The sequence below is a fragment of the Rhodococcus sp. IEGM 1406 genome (genome assembly GCF_030056745.1).
Classification (GTDB): domain Bacteria; phylum Actinomycetota; class Actinomycetes; order Mycobacteriales; family Mycobacteriaceae; genus Rhodococcus_F; species Rhodococcus_F erythropolis.
Genome location: NZ_JASHKO010000001.1, coordinates 26,242 through 46,870, shown reverse-complemented (window position 1 = coordinate 46,870; position 20,629 = coordinate 26,242). Strand labels below are relative to the sequence as shown.

The window sequence follows — 20,629 nt, the reverse complement described above, 5'->3', positions numbered from 1 at the left end:
TCTGGTTTGTTGGGTTTGGCTTAGTTGGCGACGGGCTGGACAGCGCTGAAAACCTTGCGCAGCTCCTGATCGAACTCGGCGGCAGCGGAGTTGGTCAGTTCCACGAGCGGAGGTCGAACAGGCCCACCTGCCATGCCAACGAATTCGCACCAGCGCTTGAGGGCAGCATTGGGCATGATCCCAACTTCGAGCGGACCGATGATCCACTTACGATAGAGCTTGCGTAGTGGATCGAGGGAGTCGAAAATTCTTCGTGCATCCTCGAATTCGCCTTGCGCGATCAGATCGGCGTACGCCCTGATCGGCTTCCACTTCTCGGTTTGATAGAGGTACCCCTCGGGGTCGCAATAGAGTAGTTGCTGCCCGTGTTCGAGCACGTTGTCGAAAAAGTGTTCCTCGAGGGGATCGGAAACCTGCACATGGGTTCCGCGGGCAATCTGCCGCATTGCCAAGTTCAGGTCGGGATTGGCGGTGGTTTTGAGGATTCGGACCCGAGGGTTGGTGCAGAGAGCAGCGAATGTGGATGTGGACAGTGCACAGCCGAGCCCGTCAGGTGTGCCGGGGTTGAAGATGACGTAGGGAATGTCGACCCGGTCGATCACCGCAGTGAGGAAAGCAAGAAGGTCGGCGTCGACCGTGATTGATCGCGGGGGAACCAACACTGCGTATGTGGCACCTGCTTCTTGAGCGTGCTCAGTCAGTGCAATGGTTTCGGCGAGATCGTCAGTCGAGGTCACCGGCGAGACGTCGAGACGACCGGCACACGCTTCGATGACGACCTCGAGAACGCGCTGGCGTTCGTCGACTGTGAGACTCCAGGACTCACCCATCAAGCCGTTGCAGTAAACGCCGTTCAGTCCGACCGAGATGCAGCGTTCGATGTTTAAACGGAGTCCCGGCTCGTCGATTTCTCCACTGGAATGGAAGGGCGTCGGCAAAGCCGACCAGAGCTCGAGAGCGGTGACGGTATTGGGAGTGAACATAGCGACCTTTCTGAAAGAATCTGCGAGGGAATGTATTTCAGTCGATGCGTCCACGGGTTTCCGGAACCCGCGTAGCGATGAGAAGCACCAGAACCAAGACAGCCGCCGCGGTGATGTAGTAACCGGGTGCAACTGCGACATCAGTGGCCGAGACCAGCGCTGTGCCCACCAACGGGGCAGTGCCGCCGAAGGCGGCGAAGGCCGTGTTGTAGCTGATGGCAGCAGAGGTGAACCGCGTCTTGGTATCGAAAATCTCAACGAAAAATGCGTAGCAACCACCGCCGTAGATGCACAGCGGCACTACAAACAGCAGCTCACCGGCGATCGCCATAGCAATGGTTCCGCTGGTAACCAGGAGGAATGAGGGAACAGTCAATGTAGTGAGGGCGACAGTGCCGGCAATGAGCATGGGCCTACGCCCGACGCGGTCCCCGATGATTCCTGCGATCGGCAGCAGGATCGAGTAGAACAGCATCGCCGCGCCGTTGATGAGCAGAGATTGCTCGCGGCCCAGGTTGCCGGTCGTCTGCACGTAGGCGACGAAATACCCGGACAGTGTGTAAAACCCCATCGCCACCAGGCCCATCACGAACACGACCTGGAACATCTCGAGCTTGTTTCGACGAAACGCTTCTCGCACAGGCCGGTACCCGGGCTCTTCCTTCGCGTGAGCCTTCTTGAAGGCGTCGCTTTCCTCGGTTCGCGAACGGATCCACAATCCGAAGAATGCAGCCGGCAGAGCAAGAAGGAAGGGAATGCGCCATCCCCAGGACGTGAAGGCGTCGTCGTTCATCGTTTGGCTGATGACAAGGATCAGTCCGCCTGCAAAAACCGACGGCAGAGCCGTGGCGGCCAGCGTGATGTTGATCCACAATCCTCGCCGATCGACAGGGGCATGTTCGAAAACGAAGGTCGGAGCTCCCACTGATTCCCCACCCGCGGAGAACCCCTGGACCAGGCGACACAGCACCAGAAGTGCGGGTGCAAGCCAGCCGATTTGCTCATGGCTTGGTAGCAACCCGATCGTAGTTGTGGCCAGCCCGATCGACATCAACGTGATGAACAGGACCTTACGACGGCCGATCTTGTCGCCGAGAGAGCCAAAGAAGATGCCGCCGAGAGGCCGTACGAGGAAGGCCACACCGAACGTCGCGAAAACGCCGAGGAGGCCGGCCACCGCGCTTTCGCCGGGGAAGAACAACTTCGAAAGCACTACGGCGGACAGGCCGTAGAGCATGAAGTCGTAGTACTCGATGAACTGTCCGACCGCACCTCCGGCCAAAACACGTTTTTGCAACGCCGTCAGTTTGGGGGGGTCGGGCACCGTCGTCATTGCTCCACTTTTCTGGACGGTCATCGAGTACCCCCTTCGGCGAAGATGACATCGGCGGCGGTCAAGTCAGATGCTGTGACCGAATCCTCGACAGGTCCATCCAGACGAAATCGGGACAAGCTGCACATGGTGGGTTCTCTCTCTGAAGTCACGATCAGCACCGGGCCGATGCTGTGGCGTGAGTAACAGCGTTCTGAATTTGATCAATATCGGCAACCCTTCTCGACAAGTTGACGAAAATGGCCATATAGTTGGCCAATGTTGGATGACCTTGATCGAAAGATTGTGTGCGCGCTGCAGGTGGACGGTCGGGCGTCCTGGCGGCGGATTGCGGACGTTCTCGGCGAACCCGAGCGCACGGTGAGTAGGCGCGGGACCGCGCTGCTCGAGTCGGGCACCGTCGTCGTCGCGGCGTGGAGCACTCCTGGACCGGCCGCCATCGTCAGCGTTACCTGTACCCCGCAGACGGTGAAGATCGCAGCATCGGCGCTGGCCCGTCGGCGCGACACCACCTTTACCTACACGCTGACCGGGCACGTCGACTGCGTGACCGAGATACGGACTCCGGCCGGCTCGCTGCCGACGCTGCTGTTCGATGAACTCCCCGGCACTCCCGGCATGGTTGGCATGTCGACTCTGCCGGTAGTGAAGTACTACCGCACCGGATACGAATGGCATCCAGATTTCCTTACCCCGGAACAGGTTTCGAAACTCCGCGAGTTCGTACTCCCGCCTCAGTCACCCAACGATGCCGTCGTCGCGTTCAGTGAAACCGATCGGGTGATTCTCCGCGTCCTCGCTGGTGACGGACGGCTGCCCAATGACAAGCTCGCCCGTGCCGCTGGAGTCTCCGAAGCAACCATCCGTCGTCGAGTTGACGAACTTCGTCGCACTGGAGCAATCGCCGTGCGTGCTGTTGTCGATCCGGCCGAGCTTGGTTTACCGGTCGAGGCGATGTTGTGGATCAAGGCCGCGCCCAGAGACATCGACGCCATCGGAGAGTCGCTGCTATCGCATCCTGGCATCCGCTACGCCGCAGCCATCACCGGTGAGTATCAGATCGTCGCAGATCTGATTGTCGCTACCAAGGAGGAACTGCATACGGTGATCACTCGCTCGCCCATACTCGAGCGGGCTCAGACGGTCGTCTCCACGTTCGTGGTGACTGCACTCAAACGCAGCGGTGTCCTTGCCCCAGACCTCCGTGCCACCGACTCCGAAATCTAGGGGATCGCTGGAACTCACATGGGTGTCACCCAATTAAGAAAACCTTGGCCACATATTGCTTGTCGACTCAGCCAGGCACGAACGTAGTCACACTGTCGGACCCCAGGACTACCGTCGTAGGCGGGGTTTGAAAAGCAGGGGTTTCGGCGAGTCGTCGGTAGGGCCCCATGCGCCCCCCGGACCAGAGGAGCGACGATGTCGGACAATACTTTCGATCTGGAAATCCTGAGTGCCTGGACTACTTTCGAGACTCATCTCGCTCGCTACATCTCCGTGATGGAGGACGACGACACTCTCGTGGTGGAGTCGCATTACGACAGCATGGACGAACTGGCAGACGCACCCGCGTGCATCCAGTTCTTCGCGTGGAACCAGACCTCCGTGCGCTGTGAAGTCCCTTCCAACAGGTTTCTGCACCCACTGCGGATGCTCGAACCGGAAGACCATTCAGCGCTGCTCGACATGGGGTTCAGCGCTCCCGATCTGTGCGAGCACGAGCCCGAGGGCAACGGGTCCATGTCCTTCTACATCGACGTCGACCGCACTCGTCCCGAGGAACTGGTGACAAAGGTGTTGCGTGTCTTCCGCGAGATGTGGAGCATTGCGCACCCGTCGTTCCTGCGTGCCAGCACCAGTGGACGCGAGTCGACGCCGGCGTTCGCCACGACGCCGTCGCACGCTCCCTCGGGTTCGGGTGACATGCTGCGGATCCTGGTCGACGGGGCCGTCGAACGCCTTCTCGGCCATCCACCCAAGCGTGACGACGACGGCGACATCCCGCTCGTCCGCGGTGAGCAGGTCACCTATGTGCGCGTCCTCGAGGAGGACGAGTACGTGGAGGTGTTCTCGCGGGTCGTGCATTCGGTGGAGAACGTCGATAACGCTGCTGTTGTTCTCGCCCAGCTCAATCGGCAGTGGCCGACCATCAAACTCATTCTCGTCGAGCAGAGTGTGCTGGGCGTTGTGCGGGTGGACGGCGCACCCTTCGTCGCCGAGCACCTCCTGCGGGCTCTGCGCTCGTTCGCCGAATTGGCCGAAGCATCGGACGAACTCGCCGAAGAACTGGGCGGGCAACCCATTCGCGCTACCGGAGACACCGCCTTCAACGACGGGATGGCCTCCGAGCACGAAGATCCCGGTGCCGAATACGAATCACACGAGTGCCACGAATTTCCTCCGGCACTCATGGCGCTCCTCGAACTCGACGCCGACGGAACGGGCGAGCTCAGCGCCGAAGAGGTTGCCGTGATCTGTGAGCACGACCGCGACACCATTCTCGACTACCTGAGGATCAGCCAGGAGCAGGAGACGGCCTGGCACGAGGCGTTGACCGAGTCCATCCGGCGCAAGGACGACGACACCGACCTGTGCGCGGGCGAAAAGCGCGCGTGGACGCACGCGATCCGCAACCTCAGGCGCGGACTGCGCGTCGTTGTACTTCCCGCCAAGGATGCAGCGCCGACCCAGCTCGGCCTCTTCGACGATCAGGCCTGAGACCCGGAAATCGAGCGCTACTTGTCAGCCCGGTAGCGGGATGACGATGCCAGGCAAGATCTCGATCTGACGCGGCAACTGGGGAAGCTGCGGCACTTCGATCGGCGGCAGGCCGGGCACCTCGATGGGTGCTGGGGGAGCGGCCGCGCCCGTCGTGGGCGTGCCCGTCCCGTCACCCGAGGTCACACCGGAGTTGGCGGGAACGCCGGCCTGCCCGCCGATGGGGTCGGGCCACGGGAAGCTCTCCCAGTCGGAGCCCTTCAGGGCGCCGTCCATCGTGCTCTTCCAAATGTCCGCAGGCACTCCGGAGCCGTAGATCAAGCCGCCGTAGGAGTTGGTGATGGCCTGCGCGTCGGAAGTTCCGATCCACACCGCGGTGGACAGCGACGGCGTGTAACCGACCATCCACGCATCCTTGTTCTGCCCCGTGTCACCCAACTGCGCGGTGCCGGTCTTGGCAGCAGACGGGCGTCCACCGGCGAGCGCGTGACCGTTCGAGTACGACGCGATCGGCAGCATTGCCTGCGTGATGTTGTCGGCAACGGCAGCATCGAGACGACGCTCACCGGGAGAGACCGGGCGATCGAGCAGGACTTCACCTTCGGCCGTCACGACCTTCTGGATGAAGTGCGGCTGCTGGTACACACCGGAGTTGGCGAGCGTCGCATACGCGGATGCCATGTCGATAACACGAGACTGATACTGGCCGAGCACGATTCCGTTCTCCGGCGGACCACCCTCCTGTGTGAGCGTCGGGTAGTCGAGTCCGGGAATCTGTTCGGGGATGCCGGCCAGATGGGCGGCGTCGGCGATCTTCTGGGCACCGTTCTCCATCGAGAGCATCAACCGGTAGAAGCTGGTGTTCAGCGAACGCTTGAGTGCCTCGGCGATGGTGCATCGACCACAGGATTCGCCGCCGACGTTTCCGATGGTCACACCGTTGATCGTGAGCGGTGAACTGTCGAACCGTGCGGACAGCGGAATGTCTTCCATCAATGCTGCGACCAGGCCGAAGACCTTGAACGCTGAACCGGTCTGCAGCGGCGCCTGGGCGTAGTCGAATCCCGCTCCGTCGTCACCGCCGTAATAGGCGTCGACGCCACCGGTCTTGGGGTCGATGGACACTACTGCGGTCCGCAGGTCTTCGGGTTCACCGTCGAGATTCCGCTTGACGGCGCCCAGCGCAGCTTCCTGCGCAACCGGGTCGATGGTTGTCGTGATTTGCAGACCAGCGGTGTTCAGCGTCTGGTCGCTGATACCGGCCTCGGCCAGTTCCTTGAGTACCTGAGTCTTGATGTGGCCTTCGGGTCCGGGCGCCTGGTTCAGATCGGTCGGCCGATTGGCGGGGGCGACAGCCGGGAACTGCATCGCGTCGCGATCCGTCTTGGTCAGGCTGCCCAGTTCCACCATGCCGTTGAGAACGTAGTCCCAGCGCGCTTGCAGTGCGGACAGATTGGTCTCGGGGTCCAGGAACGACGGGCTCTGGATGACGGAAGCGAGAACTGCGCCTTCCTCGACGCTCAGCTCACTGACCGGCTTGTCGAAGTACGCGTTCGACGCGGCGGCGATACCGTAGGCACCGCGACCGAAGTAGATGGTGTTGAGATACGCGGCAAGGATGTCGTCCTTGGACCATTCGCGCGCCATCTTGGCGGAGATGACAAGCTCACGCAGCTTCCTGTCGATACTGCGCTTGTCACCGACCAAGACGTTCTTCACGTATTGCTGAGTGATCGTCGAGCCACCGCCGGCGCTTTCCTTGCCCATCACGTTGTCTCGGGCAGCGCGAGCAAATCCGGAGATCGAGAAGCCGGGGTTGGTGTAGAAGTTGCGATCCTCCGCCGAGAGCACCGAATCGCGGACGTGAATCGGGATGGCCGACAACGCGACCTCGGTGCGGTTTCCCTCCGCCGGCACCACCTTGCCGAGCACGGTCGTGCCGTCGGCCATGTAGATGGTGGACACCTGATTGGTCTGCATGTCCGAGGGGCGCGGGACGTCGGTCCGGCTGTACGCGACAGCAAAAACCGACGCAGGCACGATGATCATCAGGAGCACGAGAACGTAGATGGTCCGCCGGACGTACCGCCACTTGGAGCGCTGCTTCTTCTCCGGCTTGGCCGACTTGCTCGACCGTGGGGAATTAGCCGACTTGCCCGATCGAGCCGACGACTGATCGCCACCCGTCGCACTCGATCTGTTCGATGGACTCACTCAACACTCCCGGTCGTGGATCCGGACTTACCGGCACCATTCCACCAGGGTGATATCTCGATCAGATAACTCCCGGCAACTGCGATACCGAAATGTCACCCTACCGGGCTGGCTACTCGCGACGTTCTGCTCGGACCGCGTTCCGATATCCGCGGAACGCCAGCCCGAGAGCGACGACGCAACCGAGCAGCACCAAAGACGGCATCACGCCGGGGTCGCCCTTGACGATCGCGACCACAGCGCCGATCAACGCCATGAGGGCGAAGACCGAGATGAAGCCGGCGATCAGCTCCATGCGCTGGGCGCGCGAAGCCCGCCTCATCGAAACCGCGCGCAGGCGCGCATCACGACTTGACGCCGCCTGCGGTCAGACCGGCGATGATGCGTCGCTGGAAGATGAGAACCATGATGACCAGCGGGATCATCACAAGGGTTCCGCCGGCCATGATCGAGGTGTACGGCGTGACGAATGGGTCGGTTCCGGAGAATTTGGCCATCGCCACCGTGACGGGCGCGGTTTTGTCACTCGAGAGTTGCAGCGAAAGCAGGTACTCGTTGACCGTTGCGATGAAAGCCAAAATCGCGGTGGTGAACAGTGCCGGCGCGGCGAGCGGCAGCATGATCAGACGGAACGCCTGGCCACGGGTGGCGCCGTCGATACGCGCCGCTTCTTCGAGCTCCCACGGAAGTTCGGAGAAGAACGACGTCAGCGTGTAGACCGTCAGCGGCAGCACGAACGAGATGTTCGGGATGATCAGCGCTTTGTAGCTGCCGATCCAGCCGATGTCGGTGAACAACTGGAACAGCGGGGTCACGAGAGCGACGACCGGAAACATGGACGCGCCGAGGATGATTCCGGTGACGAAGTATTTGCCACGGAAATCGAATCGCGAGAGCGCGTAGGCGGTGAACACACCGATGACCAAGGCGATCAGCGTGGTCGCACCCGCGATGATGAGGCTGTTCATCAGTGCCCGGGTGAAGTTCACCTTCGCGTCGGGATCGAGCGCCGCGGTGAAGTTGGACAGCGTGAGATTGGTGGGCCACAGCGACGTCGAGAACGTGTCAGCCGGGTCGCGCAACGCCGTCACGATCATCCAGTAGCAGGGAGCGAGTCCCCACACGATGATCAGTACGACGCCGATGTAGGTGCCGATCTTGCCGCGTAGTGCCTTGTTCATACCGGCTCCCCCTTCCGCTGCTTTTCCTGCGTGCTGACCGCATTGGCTCCGAGGAATCGGACCAGGATGAAGGCCACAGCGAAGATGATGAGGAACGTGATGGTGGACAGTGCCGACGCCGAATTAGCGCCGACGCGCATCTGATCGACCACCAGAACCGAGATGGTGGAGGTGGCGGGATTGGATCCCATCATGATCGCGGGCAGGTCGTACATGCGCAGCGCGTCCATCGTGCGGAAGAGCACCGCCACCATGAGTGCGGGCTTGACCAGCGGAAGCGTGATCATGCGGAACCGCTGCCACGCCGTCGCACCGTCGACCTTGGCGGCCTCGTAGACGTCCGCGGGAATCATCTGCAGACCCGCGAGAATCAGCAACGCCATGAACGGCGCGGTCTTCCAGACGTCGGCGACGACGATCGCGAAGCGCGCGGGCCAGGGATCCGCCGTCCACAGAATGTTGGTGCCGAGGATCTTGTTGGCAATGCCGTCGTTGGCGAAGATGAAGAACCAGAGCTTCGCGGTGACGGCGGTGGGGATGGCCCAGGGAATCAGCACGGAAGCGCGGAGCAAACCGCGGCCGCGGAACGTCTTGGCCATGATCAGCGCCATCGACAGACCGATCACCGTCTCTAGCAGGACGGTGACGACGGTGAAGCCGAACGTATTTCCGATCGACTGCCAGAACTGCGATCCGAGCGTGCCGGGCGGGCAGGGAATCGAGCCGTTGGCGGTGTTGCAGGACTGGGTGATCCAGTTCTTGTAGTTCTCGAACCACGTGAACTGACCGGTGACGAACATGCCGGTCTCGGGATCGAGCTTCTTGCCGTCGCTGTGCATCGACATCCAGATCGCTCGCCCGAGCGGATACAGAATGATGACGGCGAGAACGATCAGCGACGGTGCGACGAACGCCCACACCGGAACTCGTCGACGCTTCTTCGGCTTGTCGGCCGACGCAGGCGGGGGCGAGGTCGGTGGGGGTGGAGTAGCTGCAAGGTCAGGCAGAACCTTGGTCAGGGATGTCCCTGCTGCCTCGGATGCCGACGGCTCTTCTAGCGGTTCCGGTGCACGGTGTCTCCCACCAACGCCCGAACGGTCGGGACCGGTTGAACCGGCCCCGACCGTGGGGTTGGTAGGCACAGCCGCGGAAGGATCCTGCGGTTCTGCCATTGCTTATTGCTCCTGGTAGATCAGTTACCGGCGGTTTCGATGCCGGCCTTGGTGTCCGCCAAAGCCTGCTCGACGGTCTTCTCGCCGCGAATAGCAGCGTAGGTGTTGTCGGAGATCGACTTCGACACCTGCGTGTAGTACGGCGTGACGGGGCGCGGCTGAGCGGTAGCGAGTGCTTCCTTCAGGGTCGCGAAGTACGGGAACTGAGCGAGCACTGCCGGGTCGTCGTAGACAGCCGAGAGGACGGGTGCGCCGCCGACCTCGGTGAAGTACGTCTGCGACTTCTTGGTCTGCATGAACTCGAGGAAGTCACGAGCCGTTGCAGGCGCGTCGGAGTACGCGCTGATGCCGACGTTGTAGCCGCCGACGGTCGAAGCGCCCGGTCCGTCGACACCCGGAAGAACGGTGTAGCCGTACTTGCCGGCAACCGAGGTCTTCTCACCGTCGACCGAGAAGCCGGACCACGTGCGCATGAAGAGTGCCTTGCCGTCACCGAACGCGGTCTGCGACTCGCCCTCGGAGTAGGTCAGTGCTTCCTGCGGGATGGTGTTGTCGGCGAAGTTGTCGACGATCGACTGAACGCCTGCCTTCGTCTTGTCGTCGATGGCCGGGGTGAGTCCGTCCGGGCCGACCCACGGGCCGTCGAAAGCGTTGGTGATCTCGGTGGTGTTGACCGTCAGGCCCTCGTAGTTCTTGAACTGACCGATGTAGCAGGAGATGCCGGCTTCGACAGCCTTCGGGCAGTTTTCCTTGAGCTCGGCCCACGTGGTGGGAGCCTTCTCGACGAGGTCCTTGCGGTAGTACAGGAACGCGGCGTTGGTGTTCTTCGGCGCTGCGTAGAGCTTGCCGTTGTAGGTGCCCGAAGCGACGGTCGACGGCAGCAGGCCGGACTCGTCGATCGCGAGGTCACCCTCGAGCGGCAGCAGCCAGCCGTTTGCGGCGAACTGAGCGGTGTTGACGACGTCGACGCCGATGAGGTCGTACTCGTCGCTCTTGGCCTGCATGCGCTGGGTGATGTCGTCGACCTGCGCGTTGGCTTCCTTGGCCAGCGGCTTGAGCGTGACCTTCTCGTCCGGATGCTCCGCATTCCAGTCGGTGATGATGTTTTCGAGCGCCTCGTTCAGGGCATCCTGCCCCTCGACGATCGTGATGGGTCCGCGGCCTTCGCTCGAGGACGATCCCCCGGATGCGGCCGTGGTGCTGGTTCCGCTGTCCTTGTCCGAATCGGACGAGCAGCCTGCCAGTACCAGCATGGACGCTGCCGTGGCTGCAATTGCAGCGCGGCGCATCGCCTTCGAGTTCAGAACCATGGATTCGCTCCCCGTATGTGTATGACAAATAGACGGTCACCGAGAGCCGGCTCACGGCATGCGCCATGGGTGCCGGCTCCCGGCATCGGCCCCTACTGTGGCACGAGACACCCCTACTTGTGGGTATTACGCCGAACCTGAATCGGTCATGTGTCGTTTGACAGGTCCACCTAACCCAGGCGACGCCCGTCGGTGGTGGCAAAAATATGCACCTTCTCAGGGTCGACGCGCAGGTTGACGCGCTCGCCCTTCTGCGGCGGGTTGCGCCAGTCACCACGCGAAACGATCTGCTGCAACCGTCCGCCGATCGTGGTGCGACCGTAGACGTAGGCGTCGGAACCGAGTTCCTCGACGACGTCGACCTCCATCGGCAAGCCTTCGGCGGCGATCTCGAGGTGCTCGGGGCGAATACCCAGAACAACCTCGGTTTCGACGACACCGTTCATCGTCTCGCGCGGAACGGGAACGATCCCGTCACCGAATGCGACGCCGCCGTCGACGACGGGGAGGGTGAAGAGGTTCATCGCGGGTGAACCCATGAAGCCGGCGACGAAGACGTTCTTCGGCTTGTTGTAGAGCTCGCGCGGCGAGGCGCACTGCTGCAGGATTCCCTTTTCGAGGACTGCGACGCGGTCACCCATCGTCATGGCCTCGACCTGGTCGTGGGTCACGTAGACCATCGTCGTCGCGAGGCGTCGTTGCAGCTGAGCGATCTGCGTGCGCGTCTGAACACGGAGTTTCGCGTCGAGGTTCGAGAGGGGCTCGTCCATGAGGAAGACCTGCGGCTGGCGGACGATGGCGCGGCCCATCGCAACTCGCTGACGCTGACCACCGGACAGCGCCTTGGGCTTGCGGTCGAGGTACGGCTCGAGATCGAGCATCTTCGCGACCTCTTCGACGCGGGCGCGGATCTCCGTCTTGTTGGTTCCGGCGAGCTTGAGCGCAAAACCCATGTTCTCGGCCACCGACATGTGCGGGTACAGCGCGTAGTTCTGGAAGACCATCGCGATGTCGCGCTCTTTCGGTTCCTGACCGGTGACGTCGCGGTCGCCGATGAGGATGCGCCCGCTGTGGACGTCTTCGAGCCCGGCGAGCATGCGCAGGGTGGTCGACTTTCCGCAGCCGGATGGTCCGACGAGGACGAGGAACTCGCCGTCCTCGATCTCGAGGTCGAGCTTGTCCACTGCCGGGGTGTTCGATCCGGGGAACAGGCAGGTGGTGCTCTCGAAAGTCACTGAAGCCATGACGGGGTTGATCCCTTCTACCGGCAGGAACGTGCCGGACGATCCAAGTTGAGGGTGAGCGTGTGCGCTAGCAGCATAAACGTCCGTGTCGGCGCGCGAGCGTAGTCTTTCACGGTGAGTTCGGAGAAGATGCTGACCCGCATCGGTGCGCTGCTTCGCCAAGCGGAGTCCACCGACAATCCACACGAAGGTGAAGCCTTCATGGCCGCCGCGCAGCGGTTGGCCACCGGTTCCGCGATCGACCTGGCGGTCGCGCGGGCGCACACCGCGTCCTCGGAAAAACGTGCGACACCCACTCAGCGGCTCATCACCATCGGCGAACCGGGCAAGCGCGGGCTGCGAACGTACGCCCAGTTGTTCATCGCGATCGCCGCTGCCAACGACGTACAGTGCGACATCGCGCAGACGTCGGCCGTCATCTACGCCTACGGCTTCGCCGGTGACATCGACGTGTGCGAAGCGCTGTACTCGAGCCTGCTCTTCCAGATGGTCCGTGACTCCGACGCGTACGTGCGCTCCGGGGCGTACCGCGGCGAAACATCCGTGCGGACCGTCGTCGAAACTCGTGGACGACGACGCGTCAGCACGCAGGTCCGCAAGCCGGTGGCCGGAGTGACGGCGCGCCTGAACTTCCAGATGGCGTACGCGTCCCGGATCGGTGCTCGGTTAGCCGAGACGAAGCAGGAGACGGAGAAGGCGGCGATCGCAGAATCTGCCACGTCGTCTTCGGAAACCGCACTCGTGCTGCGCAACAAGGAAATCGAGCTCAAGGACTACTACTCGTCCAACTCCCAGGCACGTGGGACGTGGCGGGGCGGTGGCCGCGCGAGTGCCGGGCACTCCTCGCATGCTCGACGAGCGGGTGATCGGGCGGCGCGCTCCGCACGTCTGGGAAACCTTCCGGAGATCGGCGGGGTGCGCGGGCAGCTCGACTCGTGAGGGATACGCAGCGGAACGCCGTTTACGAGGCAGAGACGTTGGTGCGCACCATGTTCGATCGCGCCGACGAGCGCGGACTTCGGAGCGTCGAGGTCATGGGTTCCACCATCACGTTGCCGGTCGAGCGCAAATTCGGTTCCGTGGAGTCGGTCCAGGCGTACTGCGATCAGCTACTCGGGCTGAACTGGGTACTCGCGACCTGGCCTCGCGCAACCGTTCCGGTGTCCGTACGCTCCCGCGCCGGCAATGCCGCCGCTCACTACTCGAACGACGTCATCGCCGTCCCGGACGACCGTGACGGCCGGTGGGCGCTACGCGAATTCGTTGTCTTGCACGAACTTGCGCACCACCTCGGCGACCCCACTTCCGACGAGGCCTCCCACGGGCCCGAGTTCGTCGACCGCTACACGAGCCTGGTCGGTGAGATCATCGGACCCGAGGCGACCTTCGTTCTTCGAGCGATGTTTCTTGCTGGTGGTGTTCGAACGGACTAGATGTCAGCCCTCGGTGAACCGGGTGGTGTGCGAACCGGTCGGCTGGAATACTCGGCCTATGGATGCGCCGCGCAGACTGGTCCTGATCAAGGGTGAGTCGGAACTCCCCGATCCGGCTGTCGCCGTGCGCAAACCCCCGCTGATTCGTGAAGCCTACGGACGAGTGCTGAGGGAGGTCCGACGCGATCAGGACCGAACTCTCGACGACGTAGCCGCAAAGGTCGGGATGTCGAAGCAGTACCTCTCCGAGATCGAACGGGGCAAGAAGGAACCGTCGTCGGAAATTCTGCGCGCCATCTGCGAAGCGCTCGGGATGCCGCTCGAGCACCTGCTGTTCCGAGCGGGCAACAGGATCGTTGCGCTCAACTCCCTCACCTTCGGACATTCTCCCGCACCGATCTCCGGTCCCGTCCTGATGGCAGCCTGATCAGTTCCCTTCGATGAGGGTGTCAGCCAGTCCGTAGGAGATAGCGTCGTCGGCAGTGAAGATCCTGTCGCGATCGGTGTCCTTACGGAGCCGCTCGACGCTCTGACCGGTGTGCTTACTCAGAATCGCCTCGGTCTGCTCCCGGATTCTCAGGATCTCGGCTGCTTGAAGCGCGAGGTCCGAGATGGTGCCGCTACCTTGCGTCGACGGTTGATGCAGCAGCACCCGCGAATGGGCAAGAACATGCCGATGGCCCGGAGTGCCTGCGGCCAGAAGCACTGCAGCAGCCGAAGCCGCTTGACCCATGCAGTACGTCGAAATCGTCGGTTTCAAGAACTGCATGGTGTCGTAGATCGCGAGCATCGCCGTGGTGGAACCGCCGGGAGAGTTGATGTACAAACCGATTTCGCGATCCGGGTTGTCGGCCTGCAGATGCAGCATCTGAGCCATCACGACATTGGCGACGCCGTCGTCGATCTCTGTGCCGAGAAAGACGATGCGTTCGTTGAGCAGCCTGCTGAAGATGTCGAAAGATCGCTCACCCGTTGGTGTTCGCTCGATGACACTGGGAATCGTGTACTGGGACATGACGTCACAATCCGATCTTGGGGAAGGTGGCTTGCGGTGCGATCTCGGCGAAGGACGTCACGACGCGGTCGACGATTCCGTACTCGCGCGCCTGCTCGGCGGTGAACCAGCGATCCCGATCGCTGTCGGTCTCGATCTCTTCGACGGTCCGGCCCGTTTCGGCGGCGAGGATTTCCTGCGATTGACGCTTCATCAGCTCGAGGCTCTCGGCCTGGATCGCAATGTCCACCGCAGTGCCACCGATACCCGCCGAAGGTTGGTGCATCATGATGCGGCTGTGCGCCAGGCTGATTCGCTTGCCGTGGGTGCCGGAGCAGAGAAGCACCTGGCCCATGCTGGCGGCGAAGCCCATCGCGACCGTCACGACGTCGTTGGGGATGAGCTTCATCGTGTCGTAGATGGCCAGGCCGGCAAACACCGATCCGCCGGGTGAATTGATGTACAGCACGATGTCGCGCTTGGGGTCGGTGGTGGCGAGGAGCACCAGTTCCGAACACACCCGTTCGGCCATGGCGTCGTTGACCTCACCGGTGAGCAGAATGGTTCGCTGTCGGAAGAGCCTGTCTGTCAACAGGTCACGGTAGCCGGTATCGGTGGGCACTTCAGTAGTCATGAATCCATTCCTACCGGCGCGGCAGTGCCGCGGCCCCGCCTGTCTGCTGTGGGCAGACTACCCCTGTTCTTGCCCGCCCCCTGTTTCTGCCTGCCCCCCTTTTGCCTGCCCCCCTTTTTTGAGCGAACGGCACGTTCAGTCGATCTAAGGCGCCGAAAGTACCGTTCGCTCGAAAAGGGGTGGGTACAAGAGCGGGCAAACCCGTCACCGACGGCGGCGGTAGCGGTACCGCGCACACCCGGCCATGATGGGAGAAGACAACCATTCCTCTCGTCAGGAGCGTGGCATGACTCGTCCGGTACGCATCGGTGTTCAACTCCAACCCCAGCACGCACCCGATTACGGGTTGATACGCGACGCCGTCTTGCGGTCCGAGGACGCCGGGGTGGACATCGTCTTCAACTGGGACCACTTCTACCCGTTGACCGGCGATCCCGACGGCGCCCACTTCGAATGCTGGACCATGCTCGGCGCCTGGGCCGAGCAGACCGAACGCGTCGAGATCGGCGCCCTGGTCACCGGTGGTGGCTACCGCAATCCGGATCTGCTGGCCGACATGGCGCGAACCGTCGACCACATCAGCGGCGGACGCCTGATCCTCGGCATCGGTGCCGGCTGGTTCGAGAAGGACTACGACCAGTTCGGATACGACTTCGGCACTCCCGGTTCACGGCTGAAACTGCTGGGCGAATACCTCCCCCGCATCACGGGCCGCCTGGCGAAGGGCAACCCGCCGCCGACGCGCAACATCCCGGTCCTCATCGGCGGTGGCGGCGAGAAGAAGACCCTGCGCCTGGTCGCCGAGTACGCCGACGTCTGGCACAGCTTCGGTGACCGCGAGACACACCTGCGCAAGTCAGGCATCCTCTCCGACCATTGCGCCGACGTAGGCCGGAACCCGCTGGAAGTAGAGCACTCGGTTCCGTGGCCTGGGCTCGAGAATGCTGCTGACCTGGTCGCCGACGGCGTCTCGCTCTTCACCGTCGGCGTCAGCGGACCGGACTACGACCTCACGACGCTTGCCGAGGCCATCGCTTGGCGCGACGACAACACACCGCCTGCGTTGAGCGGGCTGGCCTGAGCGGTACCAAGGACTTCGTCGTTGTCGGCGCCGAGAACGGGCGGCGCCGACGTCAGACGTGGCCTCTGGCCGGAGAAGTTGACCGGAAAGGCCACTTGCTTCAACGGTCCGAGCGTCGGATGGTCGACGGTTCCGACCATTCCGAGCGCGGCGGTGTGGGGATCGGAGTAGATCTCGTCGAGATGCCGGATCGGTGAGACCGGTACGGCGCGTTCGGCGAGAAGAGCGCACCAGTGTTCGACGGTTTCCGATGTGAAGGCGCTGGTGAGTTCTCGTTCCAGACTCTCGCGGTTCTCCACCCTGTCGCGGTTGTGGACGAAACGCGGATCGGTGACCAGTTCACTCCTTCCGATGGCCTCGCACAGCGACGCCCACATCCCGTCGTTGCCGACAGCGATGACGAAGTACCCGTCGCTGGCAGGAAATGCTTGATACGGAGCAAGATTCGGATGACCGGAGCCCAACGCAGTCGGGCGCTCACCGGTGGCGAAGTAACTGGTCGCCCAGTTCACGTGCATCGCGAGTTGGCACTCGTACAGCGACGTGGTCACGTACTGTCCGCGCCCGGTCCGGCCTCGCTCGACCAATGCAGCCAGGACACCGACCAGTCCGAAAAGCGCTGCGCCCAAGTCTCCCAACGCAAACCCGGATTTCATCGGAGCACCACCCGGTTCACCGGTGAGCGACATGAGCCCACCCGCGGCCTGCGCGATCATGTCGTACCCCGGTTCGTCGCGCAGCGGTCCTTCTTCACCGAAGGCAGAGATGTGCAGGGTGATCAGATGCGGGTATCGCTCGGACAGCGCCTGGTAGTCGAAGATCTTCTGTAATCCGCTGCCCGGTTTGAAGTTCTCCACGACTACATCGGTCTCTTCGAGCATGCGGTGGATGATCTCCTGTCCTTCGGTGGACTTGAGGTCGATCGTGACCGACTTCTTACCGCGGTTGATCGCGAGGTAGTAGGCCGCATCTACCCCGACGAAGGGAGGCCCCCACGAACGCGTGGGGTCGCCGCCTTCAGGGTGTTCGATCTTGGTGACGTCCGCACCGAGATCGGCAAGCGACATGGTTGCGTACGGCCCGGCAAGGATCTTCGACAGATCCAGAACACGGACACCGGCGAGGGGTGTGGGGCCTGTTGGAGAGTTCACCGATGACCACCTGCTACAGAGAGGAACTCGGCTACGACGTCACGTGCATCATCCAGTTCGACGCCACCGCCGTCGGTTATCACGTCGAGATTGCCGAGCGCAGCCGACGGCACCTTCCCGGCAAGACCGGCCAGGTAGGAATTAGCCACCAGCAGTGACCGGTACCCATTACCGTGTCGGATGCCGTGATCCGCAAGATCGAAAAGCAGGGTCGCCATGACGGCACGAGCGAGCTCGTCGGAATACTTTGCGCTGGCGGCCTGGGCGGCATCGTCAGATCCGGAGATCAGACGATCTCCTTCCTCTACCAGTTCCTCCCAGCGCCGCAACAGAACTCCGGCCCCGGCTTCGCAATCCGGTCCGACGGTGGACAGGATGTCCGTCATCGCTCCCGCGACCGTGCGGTGCGAGTTGAACTTGCGTAGGCACCGAAGTACGTCCAGCGCAATGACATTGCTCGAGCCCTCCCAGATCGAGCCCAAGTGGGCATCCCGCACTAGTCGCGCGTTGGCCCATTCCTCGATGTAGCCGTTTCCTCCGCGCACCTCCATGGCCTCGCCGGTGACCACCCGCGCGCGTTTGCAGACAAAGTGTTTGGCGATCGGTGTCAGTACCCTGATCAGTGCGCGCCCCTGTTCGTCGCCGCCGTCTGCTGCCTGAAGACACTGTGCGCTGTACGCGACCAGGGCCAGCGAGGCCTCGGCATCGAGTGCAAGGGGAAGAAGCGTCGCCCGCATCAGCGGCTGCTCGAATAGCTTCTTACCGAACACGACTCGGCTCTTCGAATGTTCGACGGCTTCGCGGACTGCTCGGCGCATGAGAGCGCTCGAACGCATCGCATTGGAGAGGCGAGACGTGTTGACCATCTCCGCCATCTGGCGGAACCCTCGATCGAGTTCACCGACCTGGAGTGCGTGCGCGCGGTTCAGCGTCACCTCGCCGCTCGGCATCGAACGCGTACCCAGCTTGTCCTTGAGACGATCGATCGTGAGGTTGTTGCGCTCGCCGGATCCCACGGTCTTGGGCACCATGAACATTCCAACTCCACGCGTCGAACCATCCTGTCCGCCCGGGAATCTCGCGAGGGTGATGATCACATCGGCATCCGGGTTGGAGGCGAACCACTTCTTGCCCGTCAGAACCCATCCGTCACCGTCGCGCTCGGCGCGTGTTTCGGTGCAGGCGATGTCGGTGCCTGCCTGAATCTCGGTCATGAACATCGCACCCGTCTTCGCCTGCTCGGGGTCCGTCGACGTCAACGCGTCGATCCAGGGCGAGAACACGGCCGGATCACCGAACATACGCAGGGTCCGCGCAGCAGCATCTGTCATCGAAACCGGGCAGGCCAGCCCGAACTCGGCCTGCACGAAGATGTACGACGCGAGGTACTTCGCGAGTGGCGGATGCACGGAGTCCCATCCGTGCAACCCTTTTCGGTGCGACATCGCGGACAGGCCGTACTCGTTGTATGCCGCCCGGCACAGTTCCAGGTAGGCCGGGTGATAGGAAATCCGGTCGACGCGGTCACCGGCCTTGTCGAATTGCTGCAGCACCGGCGGGTTCTTGTCTGCGATGTCGGCAAGCTCGGACAAACGGCCGGCGGCATCTCGGCCCAGTCGGTCGAGCAATCCGTTCAACGTCTCTCGGTCCGCCCCGGCGGTCCATCTGTCCACTACCGCTGTCAGAGCGGGGTCGGTGTGTGCAAAGTTCATCAGTGGTCAACGCCTTTCAGGGTGGAAACATCGGTCATGTTCGAGGAGCTCGTCGACTCCAGCCCTTGCGCGTGCAGCGCACTCCTGCGCAACAGTGCCGTCATACAGACAAGGGAGAGAACGACATACACGAGCCCAAGAGCGACGACCGGCCAGATCGAGTTGGTTCGCGTCAGCAGATACTGGCTGACCATCGGGGCCGTTCCGGCAAATACGGCTGTCGACAATTGGTACGACAGAGAGATGCCGGTATACCGAACATTGGTGGGGAAAACCTGCGCCAGGATGCCGGCCAACGCGGCGTAATACATTGCGTGAGGCGCCGTCGCGAGGACCATACCCAGAATCGCCAAGGGCACGGAGCCCGTCTGAACCAGCACGAACATCAGTGGTAGGAGCACGATCTCCGGAAGCAGCATCCAACGGACCGCTTTCGACGGATCGATCCGCGTGGCCAGCACAGCACCGAAAGGCTGTACGAGCGCCTGGGCTACCAGTGCCACGGTGATCACGAGGAGAAAGTCACTGCGCTCGAAGCCGAGATCCGTTGTCGCCCAGGAGAGCGCAAAGGTTGTCTTGACGTACGTGATGGCAACACCGGCAACCACAGCGCCGACGCCGAGAGCAAGTTCGACGGGATGCGAACGCAACACTTCGACCAGCGGCATCCGTGTACGTTCCTGTGCCGCAACAGCCTTCTTCATCTCGGGTGTCTCGGAGATGTGCAGTCGGATGTAGAGAGCGACGATCACCAAAGCTGCGGATCCGAGGAACGGCAGACGCCAACCCCACGACTCGAACACGGAATCCGACATCAACGTCAGGCCGAGGAAGGCCAGCGTCGCGAGCAGGTTGCCGACCGGTGAACCCTGCTGCGCAAACGCACCGTAGAGCACCTTTTTCTTCGGGGGAGCGAACTCGGTGGCGATCAATACGGCGCCACCCCATTCGCCGCCCATGGCAATGCCCTGGAGAACACGCAGTGCCACAAGCAGTATCGGTGCCCAGATCCCGATCTGGGAGTACGTAGGGAGGAGACCGACACCGACAGTTCCCAACCCCATGAGCGCGAGGGTGATGATCACGGCGTTCTTGCGACCGAACTTGTCTCCGAAATGACCGAACACCACTCCGCCGACAGGACGAGCCACGAATCCCACGGCAAAAGTCGCGAAGGCTGCGAGTGTTCCCACCGCCGGCGACGCATCCGGGAAGAACAGCGGGCCGAGCACCAAGGCAGATGCGGTTCCGTAGATGTAGAAGTCGAACCACTCGATAGTCGTTCCGACAAACGCCGTGATTCCGGCCTTGCGTGCCTGTTTGGTGTTGTATTCAGGCGGATTGGTGTCTTGACCTGGGTGTTGATCCACGGTTCTCCCTGATTCTCGCGTCGGGCATCACCAAGGGATGCAATGTGAGGCGTGAATCACTATCGTCCGAAATCCATGTAGAGTCCAAGACTTAGT

General features: G+C 62.4%; 19 protein-coding genes. 6 read left to right on the top strand and 13 right to left on the bottom strand.

The annotated features are described in order from the left end of the window. Positions 1–20: 20 nt before the first annotated feature. Together QM596_RS00215 and QM596_RS00210 are read right to left on the bottom strand one after the other, a co-directional pair. Positions 21–983, bottom strand: coding sequence for a dihydrodipicolinate synthase family protein (locus QM596_RS00215; protein WP_070797538.1), 963 nt, complete (start codon positions 981–983; stop codon positions 21–23). 37 nt (positions 984–1,020) lie between these two features. Beyond that, complete coding sequence (locus QM596_RS00210) at positions 1,021–2,340, bottom strand: MFS transporter (protein WP_283307751.1); 1,320 nt, start codon at positions 2,338–2,340, stop codon at positions 1,021–1,023. 234 nt (positions 2,341–2,574) lie between these two features. On the opposite strand from QM596_RS00210, the gene QM596_RS00205 reads away from it, so the two are divergent. Beyond that, a complete protein-coding gene (locus QM596_RS00205) occupies positions 2,575–3,543 on the top strand; it encodes an Lrp/AsnC family transcriptional regulator (protein ID WP_070797540.1) in 969 nt (322 codons plus the stop codon). Positions 3,544–3,738: 195 nt separating this feature from the next. Beyond that, positions 3,739–5,037 (top strand): T3SS (YopN, CesT) and YbjN peptide-binding chaperone 1, encoded by a 1,299-nt coding sequence (locus QM596_RS00200; RefSeq protein WP_256065796.1) that lies wholly within the window; start codon positions 3,739–3,741, stop codon positions 5,035–5,037. Positions 5,038–5,061: 24 nt separating this feature from the next. Here QM596_RS00200 and QM596_RS00195 read toward each other — a convergent pair whose 3' ends face one another. The 6 genes from QM596_RS00195 to QM596_RS00170 all read right to left on the bottom strand — a co-directional run bounded on the left by QM596_RS00195 (position 5,062) and on the right by QM596_RS00170 (position 12,158). Further along, on the bottom strand, positions 5,062–7,251 hold the full coding sequence (locus QM596_RS00195) for a transglycosylase domain-containing protein (protein WP_041815441.1): 2,190 nt from the start codon (positions 7,249–7,251) through the stop codon (positions 5,062–5,064). A 112-nt stretch (positions 7,252–7,363) separates the two neighbouring features. Next, positions 7,364–7,573, bottom strand: coding sequence for a hypothetical protein (locus tag QM596_RS00190; RefSeq protein ID WP_019746112.1), 210 nt, complete (start codon positions 7,571–7,573; stop codon positions 7,364–7,366). A 22-nt stretch (positions 7,574–7,595) separates the two neighbouring features. After that, positions 7,596–8,432, bottom strand: coding sequence for a carbohydrate ABC transporter permease (locus QM596_RS00185; protein WP_019746113.1), 837 nt, complete (start codon positions 8,430–8,432; stop codon positions 7,596–7,598). After that, positions 8,429–9,604 carry a carbohydrate ABC transporter permease gene (locus QM596_RS00180; protein ID WP_020971415.1) on the bottom strand — a complete coding sequence of 392 codons (1,176 nt, stop codon included), beginning with the start codon at positions 9,602–9,604 and terminating at the stop codon, positions 8,429–8,431. Before QM596_RS00180 ends, QM596_RS00185 begins: the two co-directional genes overlap by 4 nt. Positions 9,605–9,624: 20 nt before the next feature. Further along, entirely contained in the window at positions 9,625–10,914 is a 1,290-nt protein-coding gene (locus QM596_RS00175; protein ID WP_003946022.1) for an ABC transporter substrate-binding protein, read from the bottom strand. 170 nt (positions 10,915–11,084) lie between these two features. Continuing rightward, complete coding sequence (locus QM596_RS00170; protein ID WP_003946073.1) at positions 11,085–12,158, bottom strand: ABC transporter ATP-binding protein; 1,074 nt, start codon at positions 12,156–12,158, stop codon at positions 11,085–11,087. 114 nt (positions 12,159–12,272) lie between these two features. Between QM596_RS00170 and QM596_RS00165 the strand changes: the two genes are divergently transcribed. Genes QM596_RS00165 through QM596_RS00155 form a run of 3 tightly spaced genes read left to right on the top strand, consistent with a single transcriptional unit; the run spans position 12,273 to position 14,018 of the window. Beyond that, positions 12,273–13,097 (top strand): DUF2786 domain-containing protein, encoded by an 825-nt coding sequence (locus QM596_RS00165; protein ID WP_113682854.1) that lies wholly within the window; start codon positions 12,273–12,275, stop codon positions 13,095–13,097. Further along, positions 13,094–13,591, top strand: a complete 498-nt coding sequence (locus tag QM596_RS00160) for a TIGR04338 family metallohydrolase (protein WP_021334407.1) — start codon at positions 13,094–13,096, stop codon at positions 13,589–13,591. The genes QM596_RS00165 and QM596_RS00160 overlap by 4 nt, the downstream gene beginning before the upstream one ends. A 58-nt stretch (positions 13,592–13,649) precedes the next feature. Then, a complete protein-coding gene (locus QM596_RS00155) occupies positions 13,650–14,018 on the top strand; it encodes a helix-turn-helix domain-containing protein (RefSeq protein WP_283307750.1) in 369 nt (122 codons plus the stop codon). Here the strand turns inward: QM596_RS00155 and QM596_RS00150 are convergent, their stop codons facing one another. Both QM596_RS00150 and QM596_RS00145 read right to left on the bottom strand, forming a co-directional pair. Beyond that, positions 14,019–14,606 (bottom strand): ATP-dependent Clp protease proteolytic subunit, encoded by a 588-nt coding sequence (locus QM596_RS00150; RefSeq protein ID WP_003945993.1) that lies wholly within the window; start codon positions 14,604–14,606, stop codon positions 14,019–14,021. A gap of 4 nt (positions 14,607–14,610) precedes the next feature. Next, entirely contained in the window at positions 14,611–15,219 is a 609-nt protein-coding gene (locus tag QM596_RS00145) for a ClpP family protease (protein ID WP_113682855.1), read from the bottom strand. A gap of 286 nt (positions 15,220–15,505) precedes the next feature. On the opposite strand from QM596_RS00145, the gene QM596_RS00140 reads away from it, so the two are divergent. Then, positions 15,506–16,300 (top strand): LLM class F420-dependent oxidoreductase, encoded by a 795-nt coding sequence (locus tag QM596_RS00140; RefSeq protein WP_020971420.1) that lies wholly within the window; start codon positions 15,506–15,508, stop codon positions 16,298–16,300. Here QM596_RS00140 and QM596_RS00135 read toward each other — a convergent pair. From QM596_RS00135 to QM596_RS00125, 3 genes are read right to left on the bottom strand one after another with little or no spacing between them, the layout of a single operon-like run. Next, the gene (locus QM596_RS00135; protein ID WP_020909765.1) at positions 16,222–17,451 is read right to left on the bottom strand and encodes a CaiB/BaiF CoA transferase family protein; all 1,230 of its coding nucleotides are present in this window, start codon (positions 17,449–17,451) and stop codon (positions 16,222–16,224) included. The genes QM596_RS00140 and QM596_RS00135 overlap by 79 nt on opposite strands. Then, positions 17,448–19,163 (bottom strand): acyl-CoA dehydrogenase family protein, encoded by a 1,716-nt coding sequence (locus QM596_RS00130; RefSeq protein WP_283307749.1) that lies wholly within the window; start codon positions 19,161–19,163, stop codon positions 17,448–17,450. Before QM596_RS00130 ends, QM596_RS00135 begins: the two co-directional genes overlap by 4 nt. After that, entirely contained in the window at positions 19,163–20,533 is a 1,371-nt protein-coding gene (locus QM596_RS00125; protein WP_047889988.1) for an MFS transporter, read from the bottom strand. The genes QM596_RS00130 and QM596_RS00125 overlap by 1 nt, the downstream gene beginning before the upstream one ends. Positions 20,534–20,629 lie beyond the last annotated feature (96 nt).

Bases quoted from the DNA above. Each gene is read 5' to 3' on its own strand.
- QM596_RS00215 (WP_070797538.1), bottom strand. From the start codon at position 983: ATGTTCACTCCCAATACCGTCACCGCTCTCGAGCTCTGGTCGGCTTTG.
- QM596_RS00210 (WP_283307751.1), bottom strand. From the start codon at position 2,340: ATGACCGTCCAGAAAAGTGGAGCAATGACGACGGTGCCCGACCCCCCC.
- QM596_RS00205 (WP_070797540.1), top strand. From the start codon at position 2,575: ATGTTGGATGACCTTGATCGAAAGATTGTGTGCGCGCTGCAGGTGGAC.
- QM596_RS00200 (WP_256065796.1), top strand. From the start codon at position 3,739: ATGTCGGACAATACTTTCGATCTGGAAATCCTGAGTGCCTGGACTACT.
- QM596_RS00190 (WP_019746112.1), bottom strand. From the start codon at position 7,573: ATGAGGCGGGCTTCGCGCGCCCAGCGCATGGAGCTGATCGCCGGCTTC.
- QM596_RS00185 (WP_019746113.1), bottom strand. From the start codon at position 8,432: ATGAACAAGGCACTACGCGGCAAGATCGGCACCTACATCGGCGTCGTA.
- QM596_RS00180 (WP_020971415.1), bottom strand. From the start codon at position 9,604: ATGGCAGAACCGCAGGATCCTTCCGCGGCTGTGCCTACCAACCCCACG.
- QM596_RS00175 (WP_003946022.1), bottom strand. From the start codon at position 10,914: ATGGTTCTGAACTCGAAGGCGATGCGCCGCGCTGCAATTGCAGCCACG.
- QM596_RS00170 (WP_003946073.1), bottom strand. From the start codon at position 12,158: ATGGCTTCAGTGACTTTCGAGAGCACCACCTGCCTGTTCCCCGGATCG.
- QM596_RS00155 (WP_283307750.1), top strand. From the start codon at position 13,650: ATGGATGCGCCGCGCAGACTGGTCCTGATCAAGGGTGAGTCGGAACTC.
- QM596_RS00150 (WP_003945993.1), bottom strand. From the start codon at position 14,606: ATGTCCCAGTACACGATTCCCAGTGTCATCGAGCGAACACCAACGGGT.
- QM596_RS00145 (WP_113682855.1), bottom strand. From the start codon at position 15,219: ATGACTACTGAAGTGCCCACCGATACCGGCTACCGTGACCTGTTGACA.
- QM596_RS00140 (WP_020971420.1), top strand. From the start codon at position 15,506: ATGACTCGTCCGGTACGCATCGGTGTTCAACTCCAACCCCAGCACGCA.
- QM596_RS00130 (WP_283307749.1), bottom strand. From the start codon at position 19,163: ATGAACTTTGCACACACCGACCCCGCTCTGACAGCGGTAGTGGACAGA.